The organism is Neorhizobium huautlense (assembly GCF_002968575.1).
Lineage (GTDB): Bacteria > Pseudomonadota > Alphaproteobacteria > Rhizobiales > Rhizobiaceae > Neorhizobium > Neorhizobium huautlense.
The window spans coordinates 185,874-210,661 of the sequence record NZ_PVBM01000001.1 but is presented as its reverse complement, the minus strand read 5'-3'; the positions used below and the strand labels follow the sequence as shown (position 1 = coordinate 210,661).

Here is a 24,788-nt window from a genome sequence, read left to right as displayed (position 1 = left end):
GCCCGGTCAGTCGCCGTAGTGGAGGGAGACCGCGTCGACGGCTGCGGCGATATCCGCCTTGAAGCCGAGGCGCCTCAGGCCCATGCCGAAGGCCGTGACATTGCCGAGCACGCTGTCGAAGCGGGCGCGGCGGCCGGTATGGTTCAGCCGGATGAGCCGTTCGGCGCCAGGGCCGACTCCGGCAGAGAGCTCCATGACGCGGGGCGCGACAGCCAGCAAGGCTGAGGTATCGGCACCGGCAGGCAGCCTGGCCGTGGTGACCAGATTGGAACGTCCGGCGGGAGGGACCCACAGCTCGGCCCCCATGGCGGCCAGTGCTGCTCGAGTTGCCCGGGCAGCCCGGACATGCCGGGCGATCATCTGCTCCAGGCCCTCTGCCTCTACCCGATCCAGCGCCGCCTCGAGCGCGAAGAATTCCAGCGGCGCGGCCGTGCCGGGCAGCTGGCCTCGGCCGGTTTCGAGCCAGACCCTCTGGTCAAGAAGCGAAAGAATAGAATCCCTTGGCCCGTCTTCTTGAGAAATCAGTTTCCAGGCGGCGGGGCTGACCGACAGGGCGGAAATGCCGGCCGGGCCAGCCAGCGATTTCTGAGCGCCGATCACGGCGACGTCGATGCCGAGCTCATCGACGTTCAAGGCATGGCCGCCGACGGAAGCGACCGCATCGATGATCGTCACTATACCGCGGGCACGCGCAAGCAGCATGATCTCCTCGAGCGGATTGCGGATGCCGCTCGCCGATTCCGCATGGACGAGTGACAGGATCGCAATGTCCGGATGAACCTTGAGGTTCGCTTCGACGGCCGCCGCATCGATGGGGCGCGCCGGTTCGGCCCTGAGTTCGATCACCTCGGCACCGGCACGTCTCAGCCAGTTGCCGATCCAGGCGCCGTAAAGGCTCGTAACGATGTTGAGGACCTTCATGCCGGGCCGCGCGACGCTGGCAGCCGCCGCCTCCAGCGCCACGACGGCTTCCCCCTGGATGAGCAGCACATCCATCCGTGTCTTCAGGATGTTCTTCAATCGATCGGCGACGGCGCCATAGCGCGCCGCGGGAAATGCGGGCGGATCGTTGAGCGGATTCCACGATTCAAACGTCATGATGGGGTCTCTCTGGCATTCCGGTGACGAGACGCGGCACGGCGGCGATCAGCGCCCGCGCGGCGGACGATTGCGGATTTTCGATCACCTGGCGAGCGGAGGCGATTTCCACCAGTCGGCCGGCTTCCATGACTGCGATGCGGTGGGAGACGGCCCTCAGCACCGCCAGGTCGTGCGAGACGAAGAGGCAGGCGATGCCGCGCTCCTGCTGCAGTTCGACCAGGAGTTCGAGGATCTTTCCGCGGATGGAGACATCGAGCGCCGAGACGGCCTCGTCAAGCACGATCAGGGATGGCCGCGTGGCAATCGCTCTGGCTATCGCGATCCGCTGCCGCTGACCGCCTGAAACCTCACGGATCGAGCGGCTAGCGTAACTTGCCGGCAGTCCGACCCGTTCGAGCAGGGTCGCTATCTCCCTCGGCCTCTCCACCTTCGGGACGATATCGTGGATCCGCAGCGGGTCGCCCAGGACCGAGGCGACGGTGGCGCGGGGATTGAAGGCGCCGAGCACGTCCTGAAACACCATCTGCATTTTTGCGCGACGGCGGCGCAGTTCAGCGCCCGAAAGCGCCAGCCAGTCCTTCCCTTCAAACCGGATACTGCCTGCATCGGCGGACGTCAGCCGCAGGAGAATGCGGGCGAGCGTCGATTTTCCGCTTCCCGACGCACCGACGAGACCAAGCGTCTCTCCGGGGGGGAGCGTCAGCGAAACATCGTTCAGCGCCGCCACGTCGCGGCCGCCGGAGGAGAAGCGTTTCGAGAGGTTTGCGATATCGAGCAACATCAGGACGCCGCCTCACTGATGAGAGGGGGTGTGGAGAGATCCCGATGGCTGGCAAGCAGCGCCCTGGTATAGACATCCTTCGGCGAGGTGAGGATGGCCCCGGTTGGTCCGGCCTCGACCAATCCGCCGTCCCTAAAGATTGCCACCCGGTCTGCAAAGCCAGACGCAAGCGCGATGTCGTGGGTGATGAAGATCAGCGTCATCCCGGCTTCGCGAACCAATTCGTCGAGGAGCGAGACGATTTCGGCCTGGACGATCATGTCGAGCGCGCTGGTTGCTTCGTCCGCGATCAGAATGCCGGGCCCGGCCGCGAGAGCGGCCGCGATCGCCACCCGCTGCCTTTGTCCACCGGAAAGCTGATGCGGGAAAGCCTTCAACACTTTTGCCGGATCGGGAATCCGGACCCGTTCCAGCATGTCGAGGGCCCGCTCATAGGCGGTCCTCCGTGTCAGCCCGAGATGAAGGCGAGCGCCTTCGGCTACCTGTTCGCCGACTGTCAGCACCGGATTGAGGCTCGCGGCAGGGTCCTGGAACACGAATCCCATATCGCGGCCGGGAAGAGGCGCTTGGCCGAGCGACCAGCGCATCTCTCCGCGCACCCTCGCGCCAGCCGGCAGAAGCCTTGCAATTGTTCGCGCAAGCGTACTCTTGCCGGACCCGCTTTCGCCGATGATTGCCAGCCGCTCGCCGGCGTGGATATCGAGATCGATATTCGTCAGCGCGGGCACGGAATTGCCTCGATAGGCGACCTCGAGCTCTCTGATTTCGCAAAGCGCACTCATGCTTCGCTCCCGGCGAGCGTTTTCCCGAAGCCCTCACTGAGCAGATAGACGCCGATAACCGTCACCACCAGAGCGATGCCCGGAAAGATCGACAGCGACGGCGAGGAGCGCAGGACATTGCGGCCTTCGGCAATCATCGAACCCCAGGTGACGATATTGGGGTCACCCAAGCCCAGAAAGGAGAGTGCGGCCTCCGTGAGAATGGCGGCAGCGACGATAATCGCCGACAGCGCCAGTACCGGCGGTAGCGCATTCGGCAGGATTTCCTTCCAGGCGATCTCAACCGGATGCATGCCGATCACCCTGGCGGCGGCGACGTAGTCTCTTTCCCGGATCGAAAGCACCTGCGCCCTGGTCAGCCGGGCCGGGTCGGCCCATGCGCCCAAAGCGATTGCCAGCACCACGACTGGAACGGAGGCGCCGATGACGCTGACGAAGGCAAGCGCCAGGAGGAAGCTCGGCACGATCTGGAAGGCGTCGATGACCCGCATCAGCGCCTCTTCGACGAGCCCGCCGGCAAAGCCGGCCGCCAGCCCGACACAGAGGCCGATGGCAATGGCAGCAATGGCCGCCGCAATGCCGACCGCAAGCGAGGTGCGGGTTCCATGTATGATGCCGGCGAGTACATCCCGGCCGAGTCGATCCGTGCCGAGCGGGAAGGCGGGATCGACGAAGGGCGCCAGCAACGGGTCGCCTGCAATGCGCAGAGGATCACCGGGCGACAGCACCGGTGCGAACAGCGCGACGAGTATCAGCGTGGCCAAAATGCCAAACCCGGCCATACCTTCCGGCGTTTTCATGAGATTTCGAATCCGCCTCATGCTGCCGGCTCCGAGGCGCCGACGCGTGGATCGAGTGCGGCGTAAAGGAGGTCGATCACGAGGTTGATGCAGATGACCAGCACTGCGCTGACAAGGATGATACCCATCAGAAGCGGCGCATCGCGACCGCTCACCGCTTCCTGAGCCAGCCTGCCGAAGCCGGGTACCGCAAAAATGCTCTCGATGACGACGCTGCCGCCGAGCATGGCTGCCGACTGAAGGCCGAGCATGGTGACGAGCGGCAGGAGCGCGTTGCGGGCAACGTGGCGCAGCACGATGCGGCTGCGGGACAGACCCTTGGAGCGGGCGAAGAGCACGAAATCCAGCGCCCAGACATCGGCCATCCCGGCACGCATCACCCGCAGGAAAAGCGCCGTATAGATTAGCGCCAATGCCCCGACCGGCAGCACGAGATGGGACGCGATATCGGCGGCGCGGGTGAGGCCGGTCTTGCCGGAGGCGATCGTTTCGATCCCGGAAGTCGGCAGCCAGCGAAGCTGAACGGCAAAGACGATGCTGAGCACCAGGCCGAGCCAGAAGCTCGGGATCGCGTAGAGAATCAGGGAAACGGTGGAAAGCACTCTGTCGCCGGCACTTTCCGGCCTCGCGCCGGCGACGATGCCGAGGGCCGAGCCGAGCCCGAAGGAAAGCGCGGTGGCGCTTCCCATCAGGAGCAGCGTGTTCGGCAGGCGTTCAAAGATGAGGTCGAGGACCGGCCGATCGAAGGCCACCGACCAGCCGAGATCAAACCGCGCCAGCGAGGAGACGTAAAGCCAGAGGCGCGCGAACACGGACTGGTCGAGGCCATAGGCCTGGCGCAGCGATTGCGCCACTGTCGCATCCCCGCCGCCGATAGACAGCAGATAGGCGTCCACGGCGTCGCCGGAGGCGGATTCGAGCAGTAGGAAAGTCAAAAGGATGACGATCAGCAGCACCGGAATGCTGCTGATCGCGCGACGCCTGATCAATCGAAGGGCACGGTTCACGCTGCGGAAGGCCTTTGGACTCGTTTTTTGAAATCCGAACCTATCACGATTGCAGCGCCGTATCCGCCCAGCTGGAGACTGCCCAGCGCGGATTGTTGGAGACGTTGAGCACGCTGTCACGAGCGACTGTGATGAAACCCCATTCTGCGACATTGATCAGCGGTAGGTCGGCGGCGACCAGTTTTTGAAACTGCTTGTAAAGGTCCGTGCGGGCCTTGGTGTCGACCGTCTCCGCTGCCTTGGCGATGATATCGTCCAGCTCCTTGTTCTCGTAGCCACCCTGATTTGAGAAGGGGACGCCGGCCGGGGTACCCGACTTCACGAGGATCGTCGTGGAAATCGCCGGATCGCCGCGGAAAACCGGCGGAGCGACTGCGAGATCGAAATCGTGGTCCGTGTAGACCGCTTTCTGGTGAGCAGCGGAATCCGCATTGACGAGTTGCGCATCGATGCCGATTGCGGCAAGCGCCTGGCGAAGATAGGCGCCGAACTGTTTGGTCTCGTTGAAATAGGGAGCCGGGCGCAGCTTGAGCGAGAAGCGGTTGCCGTCGGCGCCTTTCGGATAACCGGCTTCGTCAAGCAGGGCATTGGCCTTGGCGACGTCGAAATCATAGGCCGGCACGCTGGCGTCGTAGAATTCCGGGGCGTTCTTCGGCACTGGCCCGGTCGAGGCAGCCGCATAGCCGAGGAAGATGGTGTCGACGACAAACTTTTTGTCGATGGCATGCGCGATTGCCTGGCGCACCTTGAGATCGGCGAGTTCCTTGCGGCGGTGATTGATCTCCAGCACAAGCTGGTAAGTCAGTGCTTCGTAGCCCTTGGAGATGACCTTGATGTCCGGCACCTTGGAAATGCGGGCGAGATCGGTGAGCGGTATGGCCGAGAAGGCGGCGAGCTGGATCTCTTCCGCTTCCAGCGCCGCGCCTGCGCCGGCGCGATCCGGCAGAACGCGGAAGATCACCTCGTCCAGCTTCGGTTCGCCTTTGTTCCAGTAGTCGGCATTCCTCGTCAGGCGATAATATTCCCCCGGCTTGTATTCCGTGAACTTGAACGGGCCGGTGCCGACGAGCTTTACATTGGCAGGATTAGTGGCGATGTCGGTGCCTTCGTAGAGGTGCTTCGGTACGACGCTGCTGACCACCGGCAGGGCATTGCGGATCAACTGGAAGGGCGTCGGCTTGGAGAAGCGGAAGACGGCGGTCGCCGCATCCGGCGTGTCGACCGCTTCGAGATTGGCGAAGACGAGGCGGCCGAGATTTTGCAGCGGCTTCCAGATGTTGAGCGCCGAATAGGCGACATCGGCGGAGGTGAACGGCTTGCCGTCGTGCCATTTTACGCCTTCGCGCAGCCTGAACGTCACCGATTTCCCGTCCGCCGATCCTTCCCATGAGGTCGCAAGGCGCGGCGAAAGCCCGTCCTTGCCCTCGAAAGAGGCCTCCGCCAGCGGCTCGATCACCTTGCTCGCGATGAAGAAGACGCCGTTCGAGGCGACGATCGCGGGATTGAGGTTCTTCGGTTCCGAATCCGCCGCGACGATCAGCCGGCCGCCCGAGGGTGCATCTTGAGCGCGCGCCAGCGTCGGCAAGGCGGTCGAGGCGAGCAAGCCAGCGCCTGCCTGCAAAAAAGTGCGTCGGGATAGGTTGGCGATCGTCATGCTTGTCTCCTCGGTGCGGTCTTTCGGCAGCATATTGGCAGCGAATTTTCTTCCCGCACAGACAGGAATTTCTTCCCCCGCGCATTCGGGAACAAATTCTCGCCGGATGTTGAGGCGAACGCAAAAAGGCCCCGGCAGCCGGAGCCGCCGGGGCAGGTGCCCTGGGAGGAGGGTCAGGGATAGATCTTCTTCGCCAGCTCCATCAGCGGACCGTATTCGTTCATCTCACGGGTGCCGAGCAGCTTGGCGCTCGCGAAGCGTTTCGATTCCGGATCGAGTTGATCCTCGACGCCCTTGGCGACTGGCAGCATCCAGGCCTTGGCGTAGGTAACCTGCTGCTCCATGTCGAGGAAGTGGTTGATGAAGAGTTTGGCGGCATTCGGATGCGGTGCGTTCTTCATGATCGCGAAGTGGATCGAGACATAGGGTACGCCTTCCTCCGGCACGATCACCTTGATCGGCAGGCCCTTGAGATCATTGGCGAAGGCGAACATCTGCGGGATATAGACCGGATATTCGCCGCGGGCGACGCGCCGCGCGTCATTGCGCAGATCGCGGCTGAAGACCGGCTTGTTCTCGGCGAGCTTCTCGTTAAAGGCCTGTCCGTAAGTCTTGTTGAAGACCACGAACATGGTGCCGCCGGACCCCAGCGGGCGCATGTCGTCGGACAGGATCTTGCCCTTCCATCTGGGGTCGGCGAGGTCCTTCCAGCTCTTCGGCTCGTCCTCGGGTTTCACAAGTCCGGTATTCACCAGGATGCCGTAGGCCTGCAGGAAACCCGGCACATGGTCGGCGGTGACTTCCTTCTTCATGTCGTCGCGGATATTGGCGACGTTCGGTATCTTGCCCAGAGGCTCGACCAGGATGCCTTGGGTCTTGCCCGTTTCGATCGAATTGGCGGAGTGCATCTGGATGTCGGCCAGATAGCGTCCGGCGGCCTGCTCGGAGCGCAGGCGCTCGGTGAGTTCGCTGGCGCGGACATCGAGGGATCCGACCTTGATACCGTATTTCTTCTCGAAGGACTCGGTCACCGCCACGAAGTTCGGGGCGCCGAGCTGCGAATTGTAGACGGTGACGGTGCCTTCCTTCTTGGCGGCCTCCACCACCTTGTCCCATTCGGCATCTTGCGCGAAGGCCGGATTTGCGACCAGCGCGGCAACCGCAAGGGCTGCCAATTGACGGATAAGCGACATTTTCTCCTCCCTAGAATCTTCGCTATCTTGCTGTCTGTGTTCATATTTCCACGACGACGTAGTCCTCATCGATGGAGACCGGAAAGACCTCGGCCTGATAAGGACCCTCCGCGAGCGCTCCGCCTTTTGCGACGGAGACGTCGAAGCTCTTGACACGGGTGCGGGCCGGGTCGCACCAGGACTTTCCCGTGCGGATGTCGAATTCCCAACCGTGCCAGGGGCAGCGCACCAGTTCGCCGTGCCGCGTCATGCGGTAGTGGCCTGGTTCGTCGGATTCGGCGAGGCCCACGACCTGGCCGCGGCAGAGATCGGCGCCCTCGTGCGGGCAGCGATTGGCGATGGCGAAGAATTCGCCCTTGACGTTGAAGAGGGCGATGTCGCGGCCGGCGACCTTCACCAGCTTGGACTTGCCGATATCGAGTTCATCGACCTTGGCGACGACGTGACGAGCCATTCTCAGTTCAATCCATAGAAGTTGACAGCATTTCCGGCGAAGATCGCCGCCTTTTCAGTCGCCGTGAGCGGCACCTTGAAGGCAAAGCGGGGATCGTCGAAATCCCAGTGGGGATAGTCGGTCGAGAACATCAGCCGGTCGGTTCCGATCCACCTCAGTGTATCGGCCAGGTTCTTCGCCGGGTTCGGCTCCTCCATCGGCTGGGTGGTGAACCAGACGTTCTGCCGCAGATATTCGGACGGCGGACGCTTCACATGCGGGACCTCGTCGCGCATCGTTTGCCAGGCCTTGTCCATCCGCCACCCGAATGACGGCACCCAGGAGAAGCCACCTTCGACGAAGGAGATTTTCAGTTCCGGGAAATGTTCGAAGACGCCTTCGAAGATGAGGCTTGCGATCACCGCCTGCATGGTCTGCACCTGGCTGTGATGTTCTTCGAGATAATAGGAAGGCCAGCCGGCGCCGGTCGCCTGGTGTCCGCCGACGCCGCCGACATGCAGCGATAACGGCAGGCTATGACTGACGGCGGCCTCGAAGATCGGCCAGTGGCGGCGTTTCCCCAGGGGCTCGATGGAGCGCGGCGGCAGCAGGACCTGCACGAAGCGCTTGTCCGAAACGCGCCGATTGATCTCCGCGACGGCATTGGCCGGATCTTCCTGCGTGGCGATGATCGATCCGCGCAGACGGGGTTCCGGCTCCAAAAACTTGCCGACCTGCCAATCATTGATGGCTGTGGCGATCGCGCCGGCAAAATCGGGATGGCGCTGGCCGCTGGCATTAAAGCGCAGCGGCACGAGGACGCCGATATCGATGCCGAGGTTGTCGAGATGCTGTTCGCGCAGGAAGGGCAGGTCGGAGCCCGGCGGGCCTCCCGACGGAGGCCAGCTATCGACGCGCGAGACTTCCGGCACCATGCGCGGATGGGAGAGCGTTTCCGACAATCCCTGGCGCGTATGGCCGCCATAGGTCGCGAGATGATCCCGCCAACGCTGCGACAGATAGGGCTGTATTTCCGCCGGCGTCTTCATCGACGGATGGATGTCGCAGTCGATCAGATTGTATTTGGCCTTCGTCTCGACCGGGCGTTCCAATGTGTCGGTTTCCGTCATTTCGCGACCTCCTCGTTAAAAATCCGCGGCGATCCGCGGATAGGTGGCAAGCGGATTGTCGATCAGGATCTTCTTGGCAAGCGTCTCGCCAAAGGCGACCGGCAGGGCGTTCAGGCCCTCGAACTGCGCATGCGGATAATCTGTCGAGAAGAGCAGGATGTCGTCGCAGTCGATGTGTTCGAGTGTGCGGGCGAGCGCGTCCTGGTCCGACGGAGCTTCGATGGGTTGCAGCGTGAAGCGGACATGCCGCTTGACGATATCGCTCGGCTGTTCCGTCAGCCACGGCGTTTCGGCACGCACGCCGCGCCAGGTCTTGTCGGCCCGCCAGAAGAAGGACGGCAGCCATGTGAAACCGCTTTCGGCGAAGACCACCTTGAGGTCCGGCACCTTTTGAAAAACGCCTTCGGCGACGAGGCTCAACAACTGGCTTTCGAAAATCGATGCCTGCGCCACATAGGATTCGACGAAATAGCTCGGCCAGCCGGTGGCGGTGGGCGCATGGCGGTTGCTGCCTCCTGCATGGATGCAGAGGGGCAGATGGTTGCGGGCGGCCGCCTCGTAGATCGGCCAGTAACGGCGGCGACCGAGCGGCTCGTCGTTCTGGGCGAGGATCAGGACCTGCACGAAACGGTGGTCCGCAGCCCGTCTCTCGATCTCGGCGACGGCAAGCTCGGCATTCTGGGCGGAGACGATGATCGAGCCTCGCAGCCGCGGTTCCCTGTCGAGCCATTCCCGTGCCAGCCATTCGTTGGCGGCGCCGCAGAGTGCAGCGGCCATGTCGTCCGAATGCATGATCATCGCGCCATGCAGGACATTGCAGATCGCCAGTCGCGTCCCGAACGGGTCGAGCGCCTGGGCGCGGACAGTTTCGAGCGTATCGCCGGCAAAGCCGCTCTCGGCCTTCCAGTCGGAGCGGACGTTGATTGGCGCCCGTGGCGGCGAGGACGTCATGGCAAGGCTTAAACGATCGACGCCGCGCATGACGAAGGTTTCGCGCCAGTACTCATGAAGGTAGGGAAGCAGCGTCTTCGTTGCTGGCGATGCCGGGTGGAGGTCGCAGTCTATGCCGCCGACGGTCGAAAGCCCCGGCTTGCTTTCCAATGATCGGATCATCTCGTTCATGCGGGCACTCCCAGGATCAAGGCAGGCGGTAAACCTGTTTTGCGTTTTCGCGAAAGATCTTCTCGCGCTCGGGCGGCGACAGCGGCACCTTGAAGGCGTAGCGCGGGTCGTCGAAATCCCAGTGCGGATAGTCGGTCGAAAACATCAGCCGGTCGGTCCCGACCCAGCGCAGTGTATCGAGCAGGTGACGGTTGTTTTCGGGCTCCTCGATCGGCTGGGTGGTGAACCAGACATTTTCGCGGATATATTCGGATGGCGGCCGCGTCACATGCGGAACTTCTGCACGCATTCGCTCCCATTGTCTGTCGAGCCGCCACATCAAGGGTGCCGCCCAGGCAAAACCACCCTCGACGACAATGAGTTTCAGCTTGGGAAAACGCTCGAAGACACCTTCGAAAACCATGCTGGCGACGACACTCTGCAGGCTGTGCGAGAAGGCGTAGTGTTCTTCGATATAGAAATTCAGCCAGCCGGCGCCGCTATTGGTGTGCCAGCCGAAAGCGGCGGAATGCATGCCGATCGGCATGTCGTAGTGTTCGGCGACTTCGTAGATCGGCCAGTAGCGGCGCCGACCTGCCGGCTCGATCGTGCGGGGCGGGATGGCGATCTGGACGAAGCTTCTGTTGCCGATGCGTGCCTCGATCTCGGCGATCGCTGCGGTTGCATCTTCCTGGGCAACGGAAATGGAGGCCTTGAGACGTGGTTCCGGACCGGTCCATTTGTCGAGCTGCCAGTCGTTGACCGCAGTGCACATGGCCGCACCCAGATCCTGGTTGAGCGTTGAGGATCCGGCGGCGAGCGGCTGAAGGATCCCGTATTCGATGCCGAGCGGATCGAGGAGCTGTTCGCGCAGGAAGGAAAGGTCCGAGGCCGGCGGCCCGCCATTCGGCGGCCAGGCGTCGCGGCGCATGCCGTTGCCGGGCGTCATGCGCGGATAGGGCAGGGTGCCCACCAGCGGATTGGCGCTTCGCTGGCCGTAATCCGCCAGGTGGTTGCGCCAGCGTTGGGGCAGGAATTTCGCAAGCTCGTCAGGTGTGCTGAACGCCGGATGGATGTCGCAGTCGACGATTCCGAGTTTGGCTTCTGTACCGGTTTCCTTTTCGAGAACAGCTTGGTTCATGGCCGCTCCTCCAGTCGTGGATAGGTGGCAAGCGCGTTCTCCCGCGCCAGCCGATCGATCAGCCGCTCAGGGAAGCCGTCCGGGATGGCAGCGTCGCCTTCAAACTGCGCATGCGGATAGTCGGTGGAAAACAGCAGCATGTCGTCGGCGTCGAGATGTTCGATGATGCGCTCGAGTTCCGCGGGGTCGGAAGGCGCGTCGAAGGGCTGTGTCGTCATGCGGATCTGACGCCGGACCAGCGCCGACGGCGGCTCCTTGACCCATGGCACCTCGATGCGTGCGCCGCGCCAGTCCTTGCTCATCCGCCACATCTGGCCGGGCAGCCAGGAGACGCCGGATTCGATCAGCACGATCTTCATGTCGGGGAATTTGCCGAGCACGCCTTCGGCGACGAAGCTGCCGACCTGGGCCGCAAAACCCTGAACCTGGTGCACGTAATCTTCGGCGAGATACGAGAGGAAGCCGCTTTGACTTGGCGCATGGCGATAGGCGCTGCCGGCATGGATGCCGAGAGAAAAACCGTGGCGTTGGGCGGCCTCGTAGATCGGCCAGTAATAGCGGCGACCAAGGGGCATTTCGCCCATGCAGAGCGCAAGGACCTGGACAAAGCGCCGGTCATTCGCGAAACGCTCGATCTCTTCGACGGCGGCTTCCGGATTTTGCATCGGGAGGACCAGAGAGGCGCGCAACCGCGGATCCCGGTCCAGCCATTCCGCCTTCAGCCAATCGTTGGTAGCGCGGCAGACCGCGGCCGCCAGATACGGATCGTAGATCGCATGCACGCCGGTGACGCAGTTCAGGATCGCGTATTTGAGGCCGAACGGATCGAGCAGATTGCGACGCAGCTTTTCGACGCCTCTGCCTTCGGCTGCCTTCCAGTCTTCCCGGAAGAACGGCTTTGTCCGGGTCGGGAAATTGGTGAGCTCCAGCCGATCCACGTCTCGGGTGGTGACGATCTCTTTCCAATAATCGTCGAAATAGGGCAGCAGATCGGAACGCTGCGGCGCATCGGGATGGACATCACAGTCGATTGCGCCCAGTTGCGAGAGCACGGGGCGCTGCCGGGCGACAGCGGTATCCACCACACAAGACCTCCCTCTTTTCGCCGGTCGACACGTCCTCTTCCCGGACGTTGCCGACTTCACTCCCATGCGATGCGCTGAACGGCGCAAGGCAAGCACGCGTTGGCGATGCGTATCCTCGATGTGGAAGGGTAAGGGGCAGGGGCGCCGGAGAGAATACGCTTTTTCGTCCTAGCGGTTTTCTCGAATCGAGAAAGCTGGAAGGGGTTGGTCTTTTCCCTGGAGGCAAAGGTCAGTGTTTCTCATGCGGGTTTCTCGCCGAGAACGAGCGCCGTGTGCATATGAACCCGAAGCCATTCCATGACTGCTCTCACAGTCGGCTTACGGGCCTGGGTTTGCGGGATCAGCGCCTTCAGCCAGAGTTCGGCGACAGGATATTCCGGCAGCAGTTCGATCAGTTTGCCGGTTCTGATCGAGTCTTCCGCGACATAGGTCGCAACCATGGCTACGCCTCGACCGCGCAAGGCCAAGTCGTGCAGGACCTGGGTGTCGTTGGCGCTGAAGGCGGAGCGGACCTCCACATCGACCGGGCCTCCGGGACTCACGAACGACCAGGTGGATCCGGTGGCATGAAAGGTCAGGCAGATGTGATCGACAAGATCGCGCGGATGTTTCGGGATGCCGCGGCTCTCCAGATAGGATGGAGCAGCGCAGAGTTTGCGGGGGTAGGGACAGAGCGGTTCGTCGACCACGTTGGAGTAGGAAGCCGGAAGTGCGCCAAGCGCGATGTCATATCCCTCTTCGCAGGATTGACCGAACGGTCGACCAGGGCAACATCCATCGTCACATTGGGGTTCTCTTGCTGAAAGTCGCTCAAGATCCGCGCCAGAAAGGCAATCGTCACCGTCGTCGGGGCTTTGATGCGCAGATGTCCTTCGATCCGCTGCGCGACCGCTGCGGCGCCGCCGATCGCGTCGTCGATGTCCTTTACCAGCGACTGATAGCGCGGCAGGTAGCGTTCTCCCACCTCCGTCAAAATGAGTTGGCGCGTCGAACGAACAAACAGTTTTACCCGCATCTGGTCCTCGAGCCGGCTGATCCGCTTTGTGACCACCGAGGGCGCGACGCCCAGATGACGGCCGGCTGCGGAGAAGCTTCCGGAGCGGGCCACTGCCAGAAAGGTGCGGATATTGATGAGCGTGTCCAATGCCTTAGGCCTCCCAACCCAGCGCTATGGTCAAATTGCGAGCCAAGCCTAGCACAGGTCAGCTTTCTGCTTTCGAGAAAAGTGAATGTAAAAAAATGATGCTTTTCGACTGCAAGGGAAAAGGTCAATCTAACAACGGTGGAGGCTTAGCTTGCGGAAGCGCTGTTCGTTATTCGAGCCGCGGGGTTTGCTGGCGGAGTTCGAAGGCAGGAGTTTGTTAAGCGGAAGCTTGTTCTTATGCCTAAATCTTATCGGCAGCGGGTAGAGTCCATCCAGCAGGACAAGCGATGTCGGAAGAATGAGGCGGTACCGTTCGGGAAAACGGCGCCACCGAAGCGGAGAAGGAGAGGGCGGCGATCGTGCCGCGGATAGTTCGGTGTCGAGAGCAGGGCACGGCCCTGCGATTGCGCTCAGTCGTCAGTTCCAGGGAGGAGAGACACGTGACGAGCAACAGATCGATGACGGCGGCGGCCATTCGGCAATGGTCGAGGCGATGTTTTCTGACGGCCGCAGGCGGAATCGCGGTCGCAGCGGCGGCATGGCAGCCGGTGCAGGCGCAGGATGCCGAGTGGGACAAGGTGATCGGGGCGGCCAAAAAAGAAGGCACGGTCGTCCTTTACACCGCGCTTGTCGGGCAGCCGAGCACCAAGAAGATCGCCGAAGCCTTCACCGAGGAATATGGAATTGCCGTCGAGGTTCTGGAAGCTCGCGCCAGCGAAATCCGTGAGCGCGTGCGCGTCGAGCAGGCTGCGGGTCGCTTTGCCGCGGACGTGATGTTCACCAGCGAAGGGCAGACGCGGCTCTACGATGCGGAGGACAAGTCCATCGATCCGCTCCCCGTGACGCCGAATTCCCGGAAGATCAAACCGCAGTTCAAGCTACAGGTGCCGATGGCTTCGGTCATGACCATCCCCTACGGCATCATGGTCAATACGGGGCTCGTCAAGCCGGCCGATGAACCGAAGAGCTGGAAGGATCTCGTCGATCCGAAATGGCAAGGAAAGATTCTCGCCGACGATCCCCGCGCAATCGGAGCCGGTTACCTGTGGTTCTTTTCAACCTATGACCGGATCGGCGAGGATTACCTCAAGAAGGTCGCCGGACAGAAGCTCGTCTTTACCCGCGACCAGCGGGAATCCCAGCGCCGTACGGCGCGTGGCGAATATTCGATCTATATGCCCGTCATCCTGACGGACATGTCCGACTTGAAGGGGCTGCCGGTCAAGTTCATCATACCGGAAGAGGGCGTCGGTTATGTCCTTTACGGCAACGTCCTTTTGAAGAAGGCGCCCCATCCGAACGCGGCCAAGCTTTACCTTGATTTCCTTCAGGGGCCGACTGCGCAGAAGATCTATGCCAGCCTCGGTTACGGTCCGGTGATCGACGGAGTGACCGAGGGATTGCCTGCAGACATCAAGGCGATCTCGGAGGCCAAGCTCTACGGCACGAGCGACTCGCGCCGGCAGAACGAGATGCTCGCCAAGGCAAAAGAAATCTTCAAGTGACGGTGTCGCGCCGTTGCCGCGATATGAGCGGCAAGGGCGCGATATCCAATGCCGTGGAGCCACGAGGACCGCATGACCATAATTCATAATCGCTCGCTCGATGATATTGCCGAGACCGGCCCCACGCTTGGCGGCAACGCCGTTACCCGCGCTTTTTCCGGCGGCTCGATCGGACGATTGATCGGCATGCTGGCGCTGATCGCCATACTGGGCTTCCTGACGATCTATCCCTTGGCCATGCTGCTTTACGGCAGCCTCCATTCGACTCCGCCGGGCCTTGCGGGTGAGTTCAACCTCAACGGCTATCGCGCCATCATGACGACCCAGAATTTTCTGGTCCTGATCAACACGGTCGGCATCTCGCTGGCCAAGACCGTTCCCTCGCTTACGATCGCGGTGTTTCTGGCCTGGATCATCGCTCGCACCGACACGCCCTTCCGCGGCACCCTGGAAGTGCTGATCACGCTGCCCTTCTTCATCCCGCCGATCCTGACGGCGATGGCCTGGGGCATGCTTGGCAATCCGCAGGTTGGCGTCATCAACCTCGTCTGGCGTTCGATCAGCGGCTCGCCGGATCCGCTCGTCAACGTCTATTCCTATGGCGGCGTTGTCTGGCACATGTGCCAGTATTCGATCCCGTTCCTGTTCCTCTTCACCGTCGACGCCTTCCGGGCCATGGATCCTTCGCTGGAGGAATCGAGCCGGATGTGCGGCGCCTCGCGGTGGACGACATTCCGCAAGATCACGCTGCTGCTGATGCTGCCGGTGCTGACGAGCTCTTTCATGCTGAGCTTCATTCGCGGCATCGAATCCTTCGAATCGCCGCTGTTTTTCGGACTTCCCGCCGGCATCAAGGTGATCACCACCGACATCTACGAGTCGATCAACCACCGCGCCACGCCTGACTATCAATATGCCACGTCGCTGTCCTTCGCGATCATGGGGCTGATGTTCCTGCTGGTCATCTGGCAATGGGCGCTGCTGCGCGGCAAGAGTTTCCAGACCGTCACCGGAAAGGGGTTTCGGCCGAACGTGATGGAGCTCGGCCCCTGGCGCTGGGTGACCTTCGGCTTCTGCGTGCTGTTCTTCATCATCACCGTGGTCCTGCCGGTCGGCCAGCTTCTGCTCGGCTCGTTCTTCCGGTTCTTCGGTTTCTACACTTACGAGATGCTGACGCTCGAGCATTACAGAGCGGTCTTTTCCAATTCCGAATTCTGGCGGGCGGTGCGCAATACAATGATGCTGGGGCTGCTTGGCGCCACCGCCACCATGGCGCTCGGCGCGGTGGTCGCCTATGTCTCGGTCCGCACCCGCTGGCGCGGCCGCAGCCTGATCGACGGCATGGCCTGGCTGCCGTGGATGATGCCCGGCATGGTGCTCGGCGTGGGGTTCCTGTGGGCCTTCGCCATGCTGCCGGGGCCGATCCCGATCTATGGGACGGTGTGGGCGCTCCTGCTCGCCTATCTGGCGCTCGGCACGCCGGTCGCCGTGCGCGTGATGACCGGGGCCTACCACCAGCTTTCCTACGACCTCGAGGAATGTTCCCGTGTCCATGGCGCGAGCTGGTTCCAGACCATGTGGCGCATCATGGTGGCGCTGGCATGGCCGGCGTTTGCGGTCGGCTGGGTGCTGACCTTTTTCGGCATCATGAGGGAGCTGTCGGCGTCGATCCTGCTCTATTCGGTCGGTTCCGAAACGCTTGCCGTCGTGCTCCTCAAGCTCTGGGCGAACGGCAACGCCGAGCAGGTGAGCGTCATCGGCCTGATGATGATGCTGCTCGTCATTCTGTTCCGCTGGGTGCAGCTCCGATTCATCAAGGCGCGCATCAGCAAGCTTTAGGGCCAGGGATTTTGAACCCCCTTGGCAGGCCGGTTTTCAGTTGGCGGACAGAGCTGTCCGCACCGAAAGGAAGAAAAAGTATGGCTTCGGTAACCCTTGAGAATGTGACCCGCATGTACGGCGCAGTCACGGCCGTGGATCAGGTGAACCTGAGGGTCAAAAGCGGCGAATTCGTTACGCTGCTCGGCCCATCCGGCTGCGGCAAGACGACGACGCTGCGCATGGTGGCGGGACTGGAGAAGAACACCGGCGGGCGCATCAGCATCGGTGACAATGTGGTGTCGGATGCGGACAAGGGCTATTTCGTTCCCTCCGAACGGCGCAGGCTCGGCATGGTTTTCCAGTCATATGCGATCTGGCCGCATATGACGGTGTTCGACAACGTCGCCTACCCGTTGCGCATCCGCCGCCGGACCGACAAGGAGATCCAGGACCGGGTGATGAATGCGTTGCGCCTCGTCGAGATGGAGCAATATGCCGAACGCCCGTCGCCGGCACTGTCGGGCGGTCAGCAACAGCGCGTGGCGATCGCGCGTGCGCTGGTGTTCGAGCCTGAGGTGCTGCTGCTCGACGAGCCGCTGTCGAACCTCGATGCGCGGCTGCGCACGCAGATGGGCGACGAGTTCCGCCAGCTCCAGCAGCGCCTCAAGATCACGACCCTTTACGTCACGCATGACCAGTCGGAGGCCATGGCGCTTTCCGATCGGGTCGTCGTGATGCATGGCGGCAAGATCCTGCAGGTCGGCGCACCGGAGGACATTTACCGGCGGCCGGAAAGCCGGCAGGTTGCGGCATTCTTCGGTACGCCGAACCTCCTGCAGGCGAAGGTCAGGAATTGCCGCCCGAACGGCGGCCAGTATTACAAGCTGGACGTCGAAGGGAGGGGATGGTCGGGCGAATGTCACGCGGCCATCGAGATACCGGCGGGAGCGGACGTTACCGTCATGGTGAGGCCGGAAAACCTGCAAATCGGCGAGGCGGGAGCGGCTAATGGCGGTCTTTCCTGGGCGGGCGAGATCAGCCAGGCCATATTCCGTGGGCCGCATCGTTCCGTCATGGTCAAGACCGCCGACCAGACGCTGCATATCGAAACGCCGTCGCTGGCCGATGTCGGCATCGGCCGTGCAGTGACGGTAGCCGCGCCCTCGGACGCCGCCTGGGCTGTCCGAAGCTAAGTAGGCTCCTCTATCCATGGATACGAGGACAGCGGTCCTCCAACCGTGACCCTGCGTCTTTGGCACGCCCGGCAATTTCGTCTGCCGTGAACGGTGACCGGTTGCATCAGGACGAACACTCGCTCGTCGCAACCCCACTTTGTATACATATCCTGCTTGATCTAATCGTTATCCGAAAAAACGGTCCGAAAAATCAGCTTTCCGATCAATTCGTGTATGCATTGTCGTCTGTTTATTGTTGTGTCTGCCGAACCCTTGTTCTATGAATCCTTGGCACCGGGAGGTCGGACGAAGCTTTCGCCGTTGGCGACAGTCGCGGAGCGAGACCGGCCGGCGAGAGGAGAATGGCGGGAGGAGAACCGCGGCCCCTCACATGCATTGGCAATCTTGACCGGTGCGGTCGCTCCCTCCTTCGGTGCGGACGGCCTAATCGGGGAGCAACAGAGGGAAAGGTTTATGACAAAGAATCTGACGCAGGTCCTGAAGGAAAAGGGAAATCCGGTCGAGATGCTGCGCAATTCGCGCATCGGCATGTATATCTATCCGGTCGTTGCGCCCGAGTTTTCCAACTGGCGGACGGAACAGGTCGCGTGGCGCGAGTCGGCCGTTCTCTTTGATCAGTCGCACCACATGGACGAATTGATCGTCGAGGGCCCGGACGCGGCAAAATTCCTCGAAAGTCTGGCGATCAACAGCTTTGCGAATTTCGATACCAATCGCGCCAAGCACTACGTGCCGGTGACGCCGGCGGGGTATGTCATCGGCGACATGATCATCTTTCGGGAACGGGAGGACAAGTTCGTGCTCGTCGGCCGGGCGCCGACCGCCAACTGGCTGCGCTACAACGCCTCGCTCGGCAAGCACAATGTGAAGCTTACCCATGACCCGCGCTCGCCTTCGCGTCCTGATGGCAAGGAGGTCAACCGGGTTCACTACCGTTTCCAGATCCAGGGACCGGATGCGCCGAAGATCTTCGAGAAAATGAACGGAGGTCCGATTCCCGACATCAAGTTCTTTCATGTCGACTGGATCAATGTCGGCAACCGGAAGGTTCAGGCGCTGCGCCACGGCATGGCCGGTGCCCCGGGTCTCGAAATATGGGGGCCCTACGCGGAAAAGGACGAGGTACGCGAGATCGTGGTTCAGGCCGCGAAAGATGCAGGCGTCGACCTTTATCTTGTAGGCGCGCGAGCCTATTCCACCAATACGCTGGAATCCGGCTGGATCCCGTCGCCTCTTCCGGCAATCTATACCGGGCCTGAACTGCAGGGATACCGCGACTGGCTGACGGAGGACAGCTACGAAGCCATGGGTTCGATCGGCGGCAGCCTCGTTTCCGATAACATCGAGGACTATTACGTCACCCCTTACGAACTCGGCTACGGCATCTATATCAAGTTCGACCACGACTTTGTCGGGCGCGAGGCGCTGGAAAAGATGAAGGGCAAGCCGCATCGCAAGAAGGTGACCTTCGAATGGAACGCGGAAGATGTCATGAAAGTCATCGCATCGAGCTTCGTTCCGGGCGAGCAGGCCTACAAGTGGATCGACCTGCCGCAGCCGAACTACGCATCCTCCAGCGCCGACAGGATCATGCATGGCGACAAAGTTGTCGGCATGTCGATGTTCAACGGCTACAGCTACAACGAACGCTGCATGCTCTCGCTCGGTGTCGTCGATGCGGACATCCAGGAAGGCGACGTGCTGACACTCATCTGGGGTGAGCCGAACGGGGGGACGGGCAAGACCTCGATCGAGAAGGGGCACAAGCAGGCCGAAATCCGCGTGCGTGTCTCCCCGACGCCTTATGCGCGGGAAGCCCGCGAGAACTACGCCGAAAGCTGGCGCACGAAGAGAAGCTGATTTCTAGTAACAAAATGTGAAGCGGCGACCTCCGGTCGCCGCTTTTCGTATTCCGGCCCGACGGACCGTCACCTAACGCTGTTTGGCGCCGGCGCTCTTGCCGTCGGAACTCTTCGAACGTTCCTCGAAACGATCCTTGCCCTTTGGGAGATCGGAGCCTTTTTGGGCTTCGACCTTCTTTTCTTCCTTCCGAGTGCTCTGCTTCAGCCCACGGGCCGATTCACGACCCTTTTCGGTCGGTGCCTGTTCGATACCCATCCTGTTTCCTCCTGCATCCTCATGGGATCCAGTGAAACACGCGGGAGCGGCCTCTTGTTCCTGACCCCGGCGTCAGCCAGCTTTGCCGGCAAGCACCTTTGGCCGCGCGGATAAAAATCCGGCGCGGTTCGGTTTTTGTGGGAATGGGGCAGGCGGGGTATTCGGGTATTGGGTATTCAGGTTTCCACCTGCCCCGACCGTCTCAGTGGTTTCCGGGGATTTCCCAGCCCCCTTCGACCACTTCATCGACCATCATCGGGAACCGGACTTTGCAAGACCGTGGATGCGACCGGTTCGCGAACCCGGTTTCCCATCCGATGACGGGAAGGATTATGCGGGTGGTGCGGGATGCGGGGACAAGATGGGGAAAAGAAAGTTGCTAAGCCGCTGAGGTGAAATGTGAAAACTTTCCGGCGGGACGGGAATTTTCCCTACCCGCCGCCCCGTCCTCGGGAGGCAATCGCGCCGCTGGAGCGGCGCTGGATTTGTGAAGTCGGCTCACCGTCCCGCCGAGCGCGCCGACAAAAACACCTGCGGCTCGTAGGCGAAATCCCTGTCGAAGGGATAGGTCGGGCGCTGCTTGCGGTGGCGCTCCAGCCGTTCGACGAACTGGTCGACAACGCCCGGCGAGAGTGCCATCAGGTTAGGATTGGCGATCGGCGCCAATTCCGGCGAGAGATAACCGGATTTTACGACGATGATCTTGGCCTTCTTCGGATCCAGGCCGAGACGGGTGAAGTCGGCAATGTTGTGATAGGGCCGGCGCTTCGCTGACAGCACCAGATCGATGCCGCCGATTGCAACCACCGCCTGGCGATCGGCAAGGTCGGTCGTTTCGTGCAGGAATTTCACCTTGACCCTGGCCTGTACCGGTTTGCTGCCGATCGTATCGAGCGAGGCGCCGACGGAAAGATCGAGTTCCGCGCCGACGCCGGCGGCGTAGCAGGCCTCGGCCGCGGCCTTGTCGGCAATGCCGGCGAACACAACGCCGGTGGCGCTCCTGGTGATCAGTTCGGCGAGCACCTCGGCCCGGTCGCCGACGCCACCGCCGGTCGGGTTGTCGCCGGATTCTGCAAGCACCACCGGAGCGGTCTTGCTGGCCACGGCCCTTGCGACGCATTCCTGAATCGAGCCGGTTTCGCAGCCGAAGACGAATTTTCCTCGCGCATTCCAGTAGGCCGCTGCGACGCGCCTGGCCTCGCGTTCCAGAACGGCGCGGTCCGTGCCGGTCAGGATCGCGGCCGCTGTGGCACGCGGTTCGTCGGCCCAGACGTAGCCGACCATCAGCGAGGCGTCCCACACGCCGTCGATCGCATCGATTTCAGGCATCATCGCGTAAAGGCTCTTTGCCGGCTCGTCGACCGTGCTGGTGCGCTCGCCTGGCAGCAGAACCGGTATCGGTGCCCAGAGCAGTAGCGGCTTTACGCCGGTCTTCAGGCTTTCGACCAGCATCTTCACCGACCGGCGCATAGTCTCCTCGACATCGATATGGGGCGCGGTGCGATAGGTGGAATACATGTCGAGCGCGTCGATGATGCGCTGGCTGACATTGCCGTGCAGGTCGTAGCTTGCAGAAACCGTGCAGTCGGGGCCGACGAGATCGCGTGCAGCGGTAATCCAGTCGCCTTCGGCGTCCTCCATGCCCTGGACATACATGGCGCCATGCATTGCCAGATAGAGGCCGTCCAAAGGCAGCAGCGGCTTCAGGCGCTCCAGGAATTCGGCCTTGAAACGCTCATATGTGGAGCGGGCAACCGAACCGCCCGCGATGGCCCGGCAATGGATAGTCGGCAGGAATTCGGCTTCATAGTCCTTGAGAAAGGCAAAATAGGGCGATGCCGTCAGTTCCTCGCCGCGCACGACGCGAAAGTCCTTCTCCTCGTTCAGGACGGGGTTGTAGGTGCTGCATTCGATATGGATGCCACCGACAGCAATACGCATGGAAAAACCTCAACTCGTATGGGAACCGATCAGGAAATTATGGGCGGCAATGCTTGCCGCCCCGCGTGCCCAGACATCGCCGTCGACGCGCTTGATGCGGATGGGCGTCTGGCCGGCGTAACGCGGCAGAACGTTGGTCTCGATCGCCTGGTTGACCACGGTACCGAAAAGACCCTCGAACGAACCTTCCACATGCGTGATCAGGATGAGGCCGGGGTCGTTCATCTGGATGAGGTTGGCTATCGCAAGCCCGAGAGCCGAGCCGGCGCGGTGCAGAATGCGGATCGCTGCGGCATTGCCGGTCGAAGCTTCGTCTTCGATGTCCGACAGCGAGGTACATTTGAGCCCCTCGGCGCGCGACATTTCCTTGATCGCTTTCATCGAGGCGACAGTATCGAGGCAGCCGCGTTTGCCGCATCGGCAGGGGGCGCCGCCGGGCTCGATGGTGCAATGGGCAATTTCGCCTGCGCCGCCGTGATTGCCGCGATAGAGCCTGCCGTCGATGAAATGGGCGCAGCCGATGCCGTCGCCGAGCGAAACCACGCTGAAATTCTGGATTTCGCGGGCGCTGCCGAACAGTTTCTCGCTGACCGCGACTGCCTTCGCGTCGTTCTCGATAAAGGTTTCGATGCCGGAGCGTTCGCGGATGATTTTCGCGAGTGGCACATCCTGCCAGTTCAGAAGCGTCGACTGGACGCAATGGGCCTGGGTCTCATCGACGAAGCCCGAAAGTGCGACGCCGATGCCGGAGAGTTTTTCCTTCGCGTCCGGATGGGTTTCGAGAAGGCTCGGCAGCCCTTCCGAAATCGCCTCGGCAATGACCTTCGGGTCGCGCGACAGCGGCATTGCTTGACGGGCGATGATCTTGCCGTTGAGGTCGCTGAGGATCATCGGCGCCGGGTCTTCCAGCAGCGAAATGCCGACGAAGAAGGCGCATTCGGGATGCAGGTCGAGCAGTACCGAAGGCCGGCCCTGGCCGTAGATGATTTCTGTCTCGTGCAGCACGCCGAGATCGATCAGGTCGCGCGCAATGCCGCTCATCGCCGCTTTGCTCAATCCCAGCATCTGAGCCATCTCTGTCCGGGTGAGGGGGCCGGACTCGCTGATGGCGCGCAGCAGTTGGCGTTGCGAGGAAGTGAGCATGGCGGTCAAGCGGCTTCGGCCCCTATGGATTGTGCCTTGACACTAAGTTCAGAAAATGAACAAATCAACGGTAATAAATTATAAAAATGATCTAAGGGGCACGGCATGCCCTAACGTCAACAAAAAATAAGGGTGAACAATCATGGCCATGTTTCTGAAAAATCGTCGTTTTGTGCTCGCCTCGGCGGTTGCGGGCAGTCTTTTGTCTCCAATGGCCGCGGGCGCAGCGACGTTGAACGTGATGCAAACGGAAGCGCCACGTTCCATGGATCCGGGTGACCAGACTGCCACCTACACAGCCGCTTTGCTCGATCCGATGTACGAGGGCCTGACCAAGCGCGATCCCGATCTTTCGCTCAAACCGGCGCTTGCCACCGAATGGTCCTCGGATGCTGCAGGTCTGGTGTGGACTTTCAAGCTGCGCCCGGGCGTCAAGTTCCATGATGGCACCCCCTTTGACGCCGATGCCGTGGTCAAGAACTTCGCCCGCCACCTCGACACCAAACGCGGGCTTGCCGCGAGCGGCCGTCTGCGCACCTTTCTCGAAGGCGTGACTGCCGTCGATCCGATGACTGTGCAATTCAAGCTGAAGACCCAGTATCCGGCCTTCCTGGCACTGCTTGCCACCGGTCCCTGCCTGATGGTGAGCCCTGCCGCGGAGACCGCGGGAACGATCGGCAGCAAAGCGGTGGGAACCGGTCCCTATAAACTCGCCGAATATAAATCCGGCGAATACGTGCTGCAGACCAAGAACATCGAATGGTGGGGCGGCGCGCCGAAGGGCGAAGACGAGATCAACTGGACTTGGACTCCGGAGCCGTCGGTCATGAACATGGCACTGCAGACCGGCGATGCCGATGTGGTCAATCCGTTCCCTGCGGCTTTTGCCCAGCAGATCAAGGCCAATCCGGACATGACGCTCAGCGCCACCGACGGTTCGGCGGTGTTCTGGGTTTCGCTGAACACCAAGATGAAGCCGCTCGACGATGTGCGCGTTCGTCAAGCACTCAACTACGCGACCGACCGCGAAGGGATCGTAAAGGCCTTCATGCAGGGTTTTGCGACGCCGGCCAACTCGCCGCTGGCGCCGGTGACGCCCGGCTACGACAAATCGCTCGCACCCTATAGCTATGACGTCGAGAAGGCGAAGCAGCTGTTGAAGGAGGCCGGCTACCCCGACGGCTTCTCCATGTCGACCATCGTGCAGGAGCAGGAATCCCGCATCGGCGAGCTGCTACAAGCCATGTGGGCGAAAGCCGGGATCAAGCTCGAAGTGCGCAAGATGGAAGGCGGCGTCTGGTCCAAGGCGGCATTTCTCGACCCGGCTGGCAAGGAAAAAGACACTATCGGTTCCTCGATCGCCTCCTGGTCCTCAGGGGTGAACGGTGCGGATCTTCAATTCCGTCCTCTCTACCACTCGAAGAGCGCGTCACCGGCCGGCGCCAATCTCGGTTTCTTCTCCGATCCGAAGCTCGACGAGTTGATCGACAAGGCGGCTTCGACCCTCGATGAGAAAGCGCGCAACGCCATCTACGTGGATGCACAGAAGCTCGTGAATGAACAGGCACCGCATGTGCTTCTCTTCACGAAGCAGGATCTTTTTGCGACGCGGGCAGGCGTCAAGGGCACCTGGGTCATTCCGGGCGGCCTGATCATCGTCAAAGACGCCAGGAAATAACTGAGGTGCGGGCGGGCAAGGAGATTCGCCCGCC

General features: G+C 61.8%; 22 protein-coding genes. 5 read left to right on the top strand and 17 right to left on the bottom strand.

Going from position 1 to position 24,788, the window contains the following annotated elements:
* Positions 1–6: 6 nt before the first annotated feature.
* The 14 genes from C5L12_RS00945 to C5L12_RS28535 form a co-directional block, all read right to left on the bottom strand.
* The gene (locus tag C5L12_RS00945) at positions 7–1,098 is read right to left on the bottom strand and encodes a pyridoxal-phosphate-dependent aminotransferase family protein (RefSeq protein WP_105370133.1); all 1,092 of its coding nucleotides are present in this window, start codon (positions 1,096–1,098) and stop codon (positions 7–9) included.
* The gene (locus C5L12_RS00940; RefSeq protein WP_105370132.1) at positions 1,088–1,882 is read right to left on the bottom strand and encodes an ATP-binding cassette domain-containing protein; all 795 of its coding nucleotides are present in this window, start codon (positions 1,880–1,882) and stop codon (positions 1,088–1,090) included. The genes C5L12_RS00945 and C5L12_RS00940 overlap by 11 nt, the downstream gene beginning before the upstream one ends.
* Positions 1,882–2,664, bottom strand: a complete 783-nt coding sequence (locus C5L12_RS00935) for an ABC transporter ATP-binding protein (protein ID WP_105370131.1) — start codon at positions 2,662–2,664, stop codon at positions 1,882–1,884. The genes C5L12_RS00940 and C5L12_RS00935 overlap by 1 nt, the downstream gene beginning before the upstream one ends.
* The gene (locus tag C5L12_RS00930) at positions 2,661–3,485 is read right to left on the bottom strand and encodes an ABC transporter permease (protein ID WP_105370130.1); all 825 of its coding nucleotides are present in this window, start codon (positions 3,483–3,485) and stop codon (positions 2,661–2,663) included. The genes C5L12_RS00935 and C5L12_RS00930 overlap by 4 nt, the downstream gene beginning before the upstream one ends.
* Positions 3,482–4,471, bottom strand: coding sequence for an ABC transporter permease (locus tag C5L12_RS00925; RefSeq protein WP_105370129.1), 990 nt, complete (start codon positions 4,469–4,471; stop codon positions 3,482–3,484). Before C5L12_RS00925 ends, C5L12_RS00930 begins: the two co-directional genes overlap by 4 nt.
* A gap of 43 nt (positions 4,472–4,514) precedes the next feature.
* Complete coding sequence (locus C5L12_RS00920; protein ID WP_105370351.1) at positions 4,515–6,125, bottom strand: ABC transporter substrate-binding protein; 1,611 nt, start codon at positions 6,123–6,125, stop codon at positions 4,515–4,517.
* A gap of 173 nt (positions 6,126–6,298) precedes the next feature.
* On the bottom strand, positions 6,299–7,318 hold the full coding sequence (locus tag C5L12_RS00915) for an ABC transporter substrate-binding protein (RefSeq protein WP_105370128.1): 1,020 nt from the start codon (positions 7,316–7,318) through the stop codon (positions 6,299–6,301).
* A 40-nt stretch (positions 7,319–7,358) separates the two neighbouring features.
* Entirely contained in the window at positions 7,359–7,772 is a 414-nt protein-coding gene (locus tag C5L12_RS00910; RefSeq protein ID WP_105370127.1) for a Rieske (2Fe-2S) protein, read from the bottom strand.
* Between the two features lie 2 nt (positions 7,773–7,774).
* Entirely contained in the window at positions 7,775–8,881 is a 1,107-nt protein-coding gene (locus tag C5L12_RS00905) for an amidohydrolase family protein (RefSeq protein WP_105370126.1), read from the bottom strand.
* Positions 8,882–8,896: 15 nt separating this feature from the next.
* Positions 8,897–10,003 (bottom strand): amidohydrolase family protein, encoded by a 1,107-nt coding sequence (locus C5L12_RS00900; RefSeq protein ID WP_105370125.1) that lies wholly within the window; start codon positions 10,001–10,003, stop codon positions 8,897–8,899.
* Between the two features lie 16 nt (positions 10,004–10,019).
* Entirely contained in the window at positions 10,020–11,123 is a 1,104-nt protein-coding gene (locus C5L12_RS00895) for an amidohydrolase family protein (protein ID WP_105370124.1), read from the bottom strand.
* Complete coding sequence (locus tag C5L12_RS00890; RefSeq protein ID WP_342588611.1) at positions 11,120–12,208, bottom strand: amidohydrolase family protein; 1,089 nt, start codon at positions 12,206–12,208, stop codon at positions 11,120–11,122. The genes C5L12_RS00895 and C5L12_RS00890 overlap by 4 nt, the downstream gene beginning before the upstream one ends.
* Before the next feature lie 239 nt (positions 12,209–12,447).
* Positions 12,448–12,897 carry a substrate binding domain-containing protein gene (locus C5L12_RS28540; RefSeq protein ID WP_205839294.1) on the bottom strand — a complete coding sequence of 150 codons (450 nt, stop codon included), beginning with the start codon at positions 12,895–12,897 and terminating at the stop codon, positions 12,448–12,450.
* A complete protein-coding gene (locus tag C5L12_RS28535; protein WP_205839293.1) occupies positions 12,783–13,352 on the bottom strand; it encodes a LysR family transcriptional regulator in 570 nt (189 codons plus the stop codon). The genes C5L12_RS28540 and C5L12_RS28535 overlap by 115 nt, the downstream gene beginning before the upstream one ends.
* Positions 13,353–13,792: 440 nt before the next feature.
* Between C5L12_RS28535 and C5L12_RS00880 the strand changes: the two genes are divergently transcribed.
* The 4 genes from C5L12_RS00880 (at position 13,793) to ligM (ending at position 19,734) form a co-directional block, all read left to right on the top strand.
* The gene (locus C5L12_RS00880; RefSeq protein WP_157948972.1) at positions 13,793–14,857 is read left to right on the top strand and encodes an ABC transporter substrate-binding protein; all 1,065 of its coding nucleotides are present in this window, start codon (positions 13,793–13,795) and stop codon (positions 14,855–14,857) included.
* A 72-nt stretch (positions 14,858–14,929) separates the two neighbouring features.
* Positions 14,930–16,696, top strand: coding sequence for an ABC transporter permease (locus C5L12_RS00875; protein ID WP_245422719.1), 1,767 nt, complete (start codon positions 14,930–14,932; stop codon positions 16,694–16,696).
* 80 nt (positions 16,697–16,776) lie between these two features.
* Positions 16,777–17,871: an ABC transporter ATP-binding protein gene (locus C5L12_RS00870; RefSeq protein ID WP_105370122.1), complete on the top strand. Its 1,095-nt coding sequence runs from the start codon at positions 16,777–16,779 to the stop codon at positions 17,869–17,871.
* Between the two features lie 456 nt (positions 17,872–18,327).
* Complete coding sequence (gene ligM / locus C5L12_RS00865) at positions 18,328–19,734, top strand: vanillate/3-O-methylgallate O-demethylase (protein WP_105370121.1); 1,407 nt, start codon at positions 18,328–18,330, stop codon at positions 19,732–19,734.
* A gap of 72 nt (positions 19,735–19,806) precedes the next feature.
* Here the strand turns inward: ligM and C5L12_RS00860 are convergent, their stop codons facing one another.
* The 3 genes from C5L12_RS00860 to C5L12_RS00850 all read right to left on the bottom strand — a co-directional run bounded on the left by C5L12_RS00860 (position 19,807) and on the right by C5L12_RS00850 (position 23,076).
* Positions 19,807–19,992 (bottom strand): hypothetical protein, encoded by a 186-nt coding sequence (locus tag C5L12_RS00860; RefSeq protein WP_105370120.1) that lies wholly within the window; start codon positions 19,990–19,992, stop codon positions 19,807–19,809.
* A gap of 498 nt (positions 19,993–20,490) precedes the next feature.
* A complete protein-coding gene (locus tag C5L12_RS00855; protein ID WP_105370119.1) occupies positions 20,491–21,933 on the bottom strand; it encodes a M81 family metallopeptidase in 1,443 nt (480 codons plus the stop codon).
* Between the two features lie 9 nt (positions 21,934–21,942).
* On the bottom strand, positions 21,943–23,076 hold the full coding sequence (locus tag C5L12_RS00850) for an ROK family transcriptional regulator (protein WP_105370118.1): 1,134 nt from the start codon (positions 23,074–23,076) through the stop codon (positions 21,943–21,945).
* A gap of 142 nt (positions 23,077–23,218) precedes the next feature.
* Between C5L12_RS00850 and C5L12_RS00845 the strand changes: the two genes are divergently transcribed.
* Positions 23,219–24,754, top strand: a complete 1,536-nt coding sequence (locus C5L12_RS00845; protein WP_105370117.1) for an ABC transporter substrate-binding protein — start codon at positions 23,219–23,221, stop codon at positions 24,752–24,754.
* Positions 24,755–24,788: the final 34 nt, after the last annotated feature.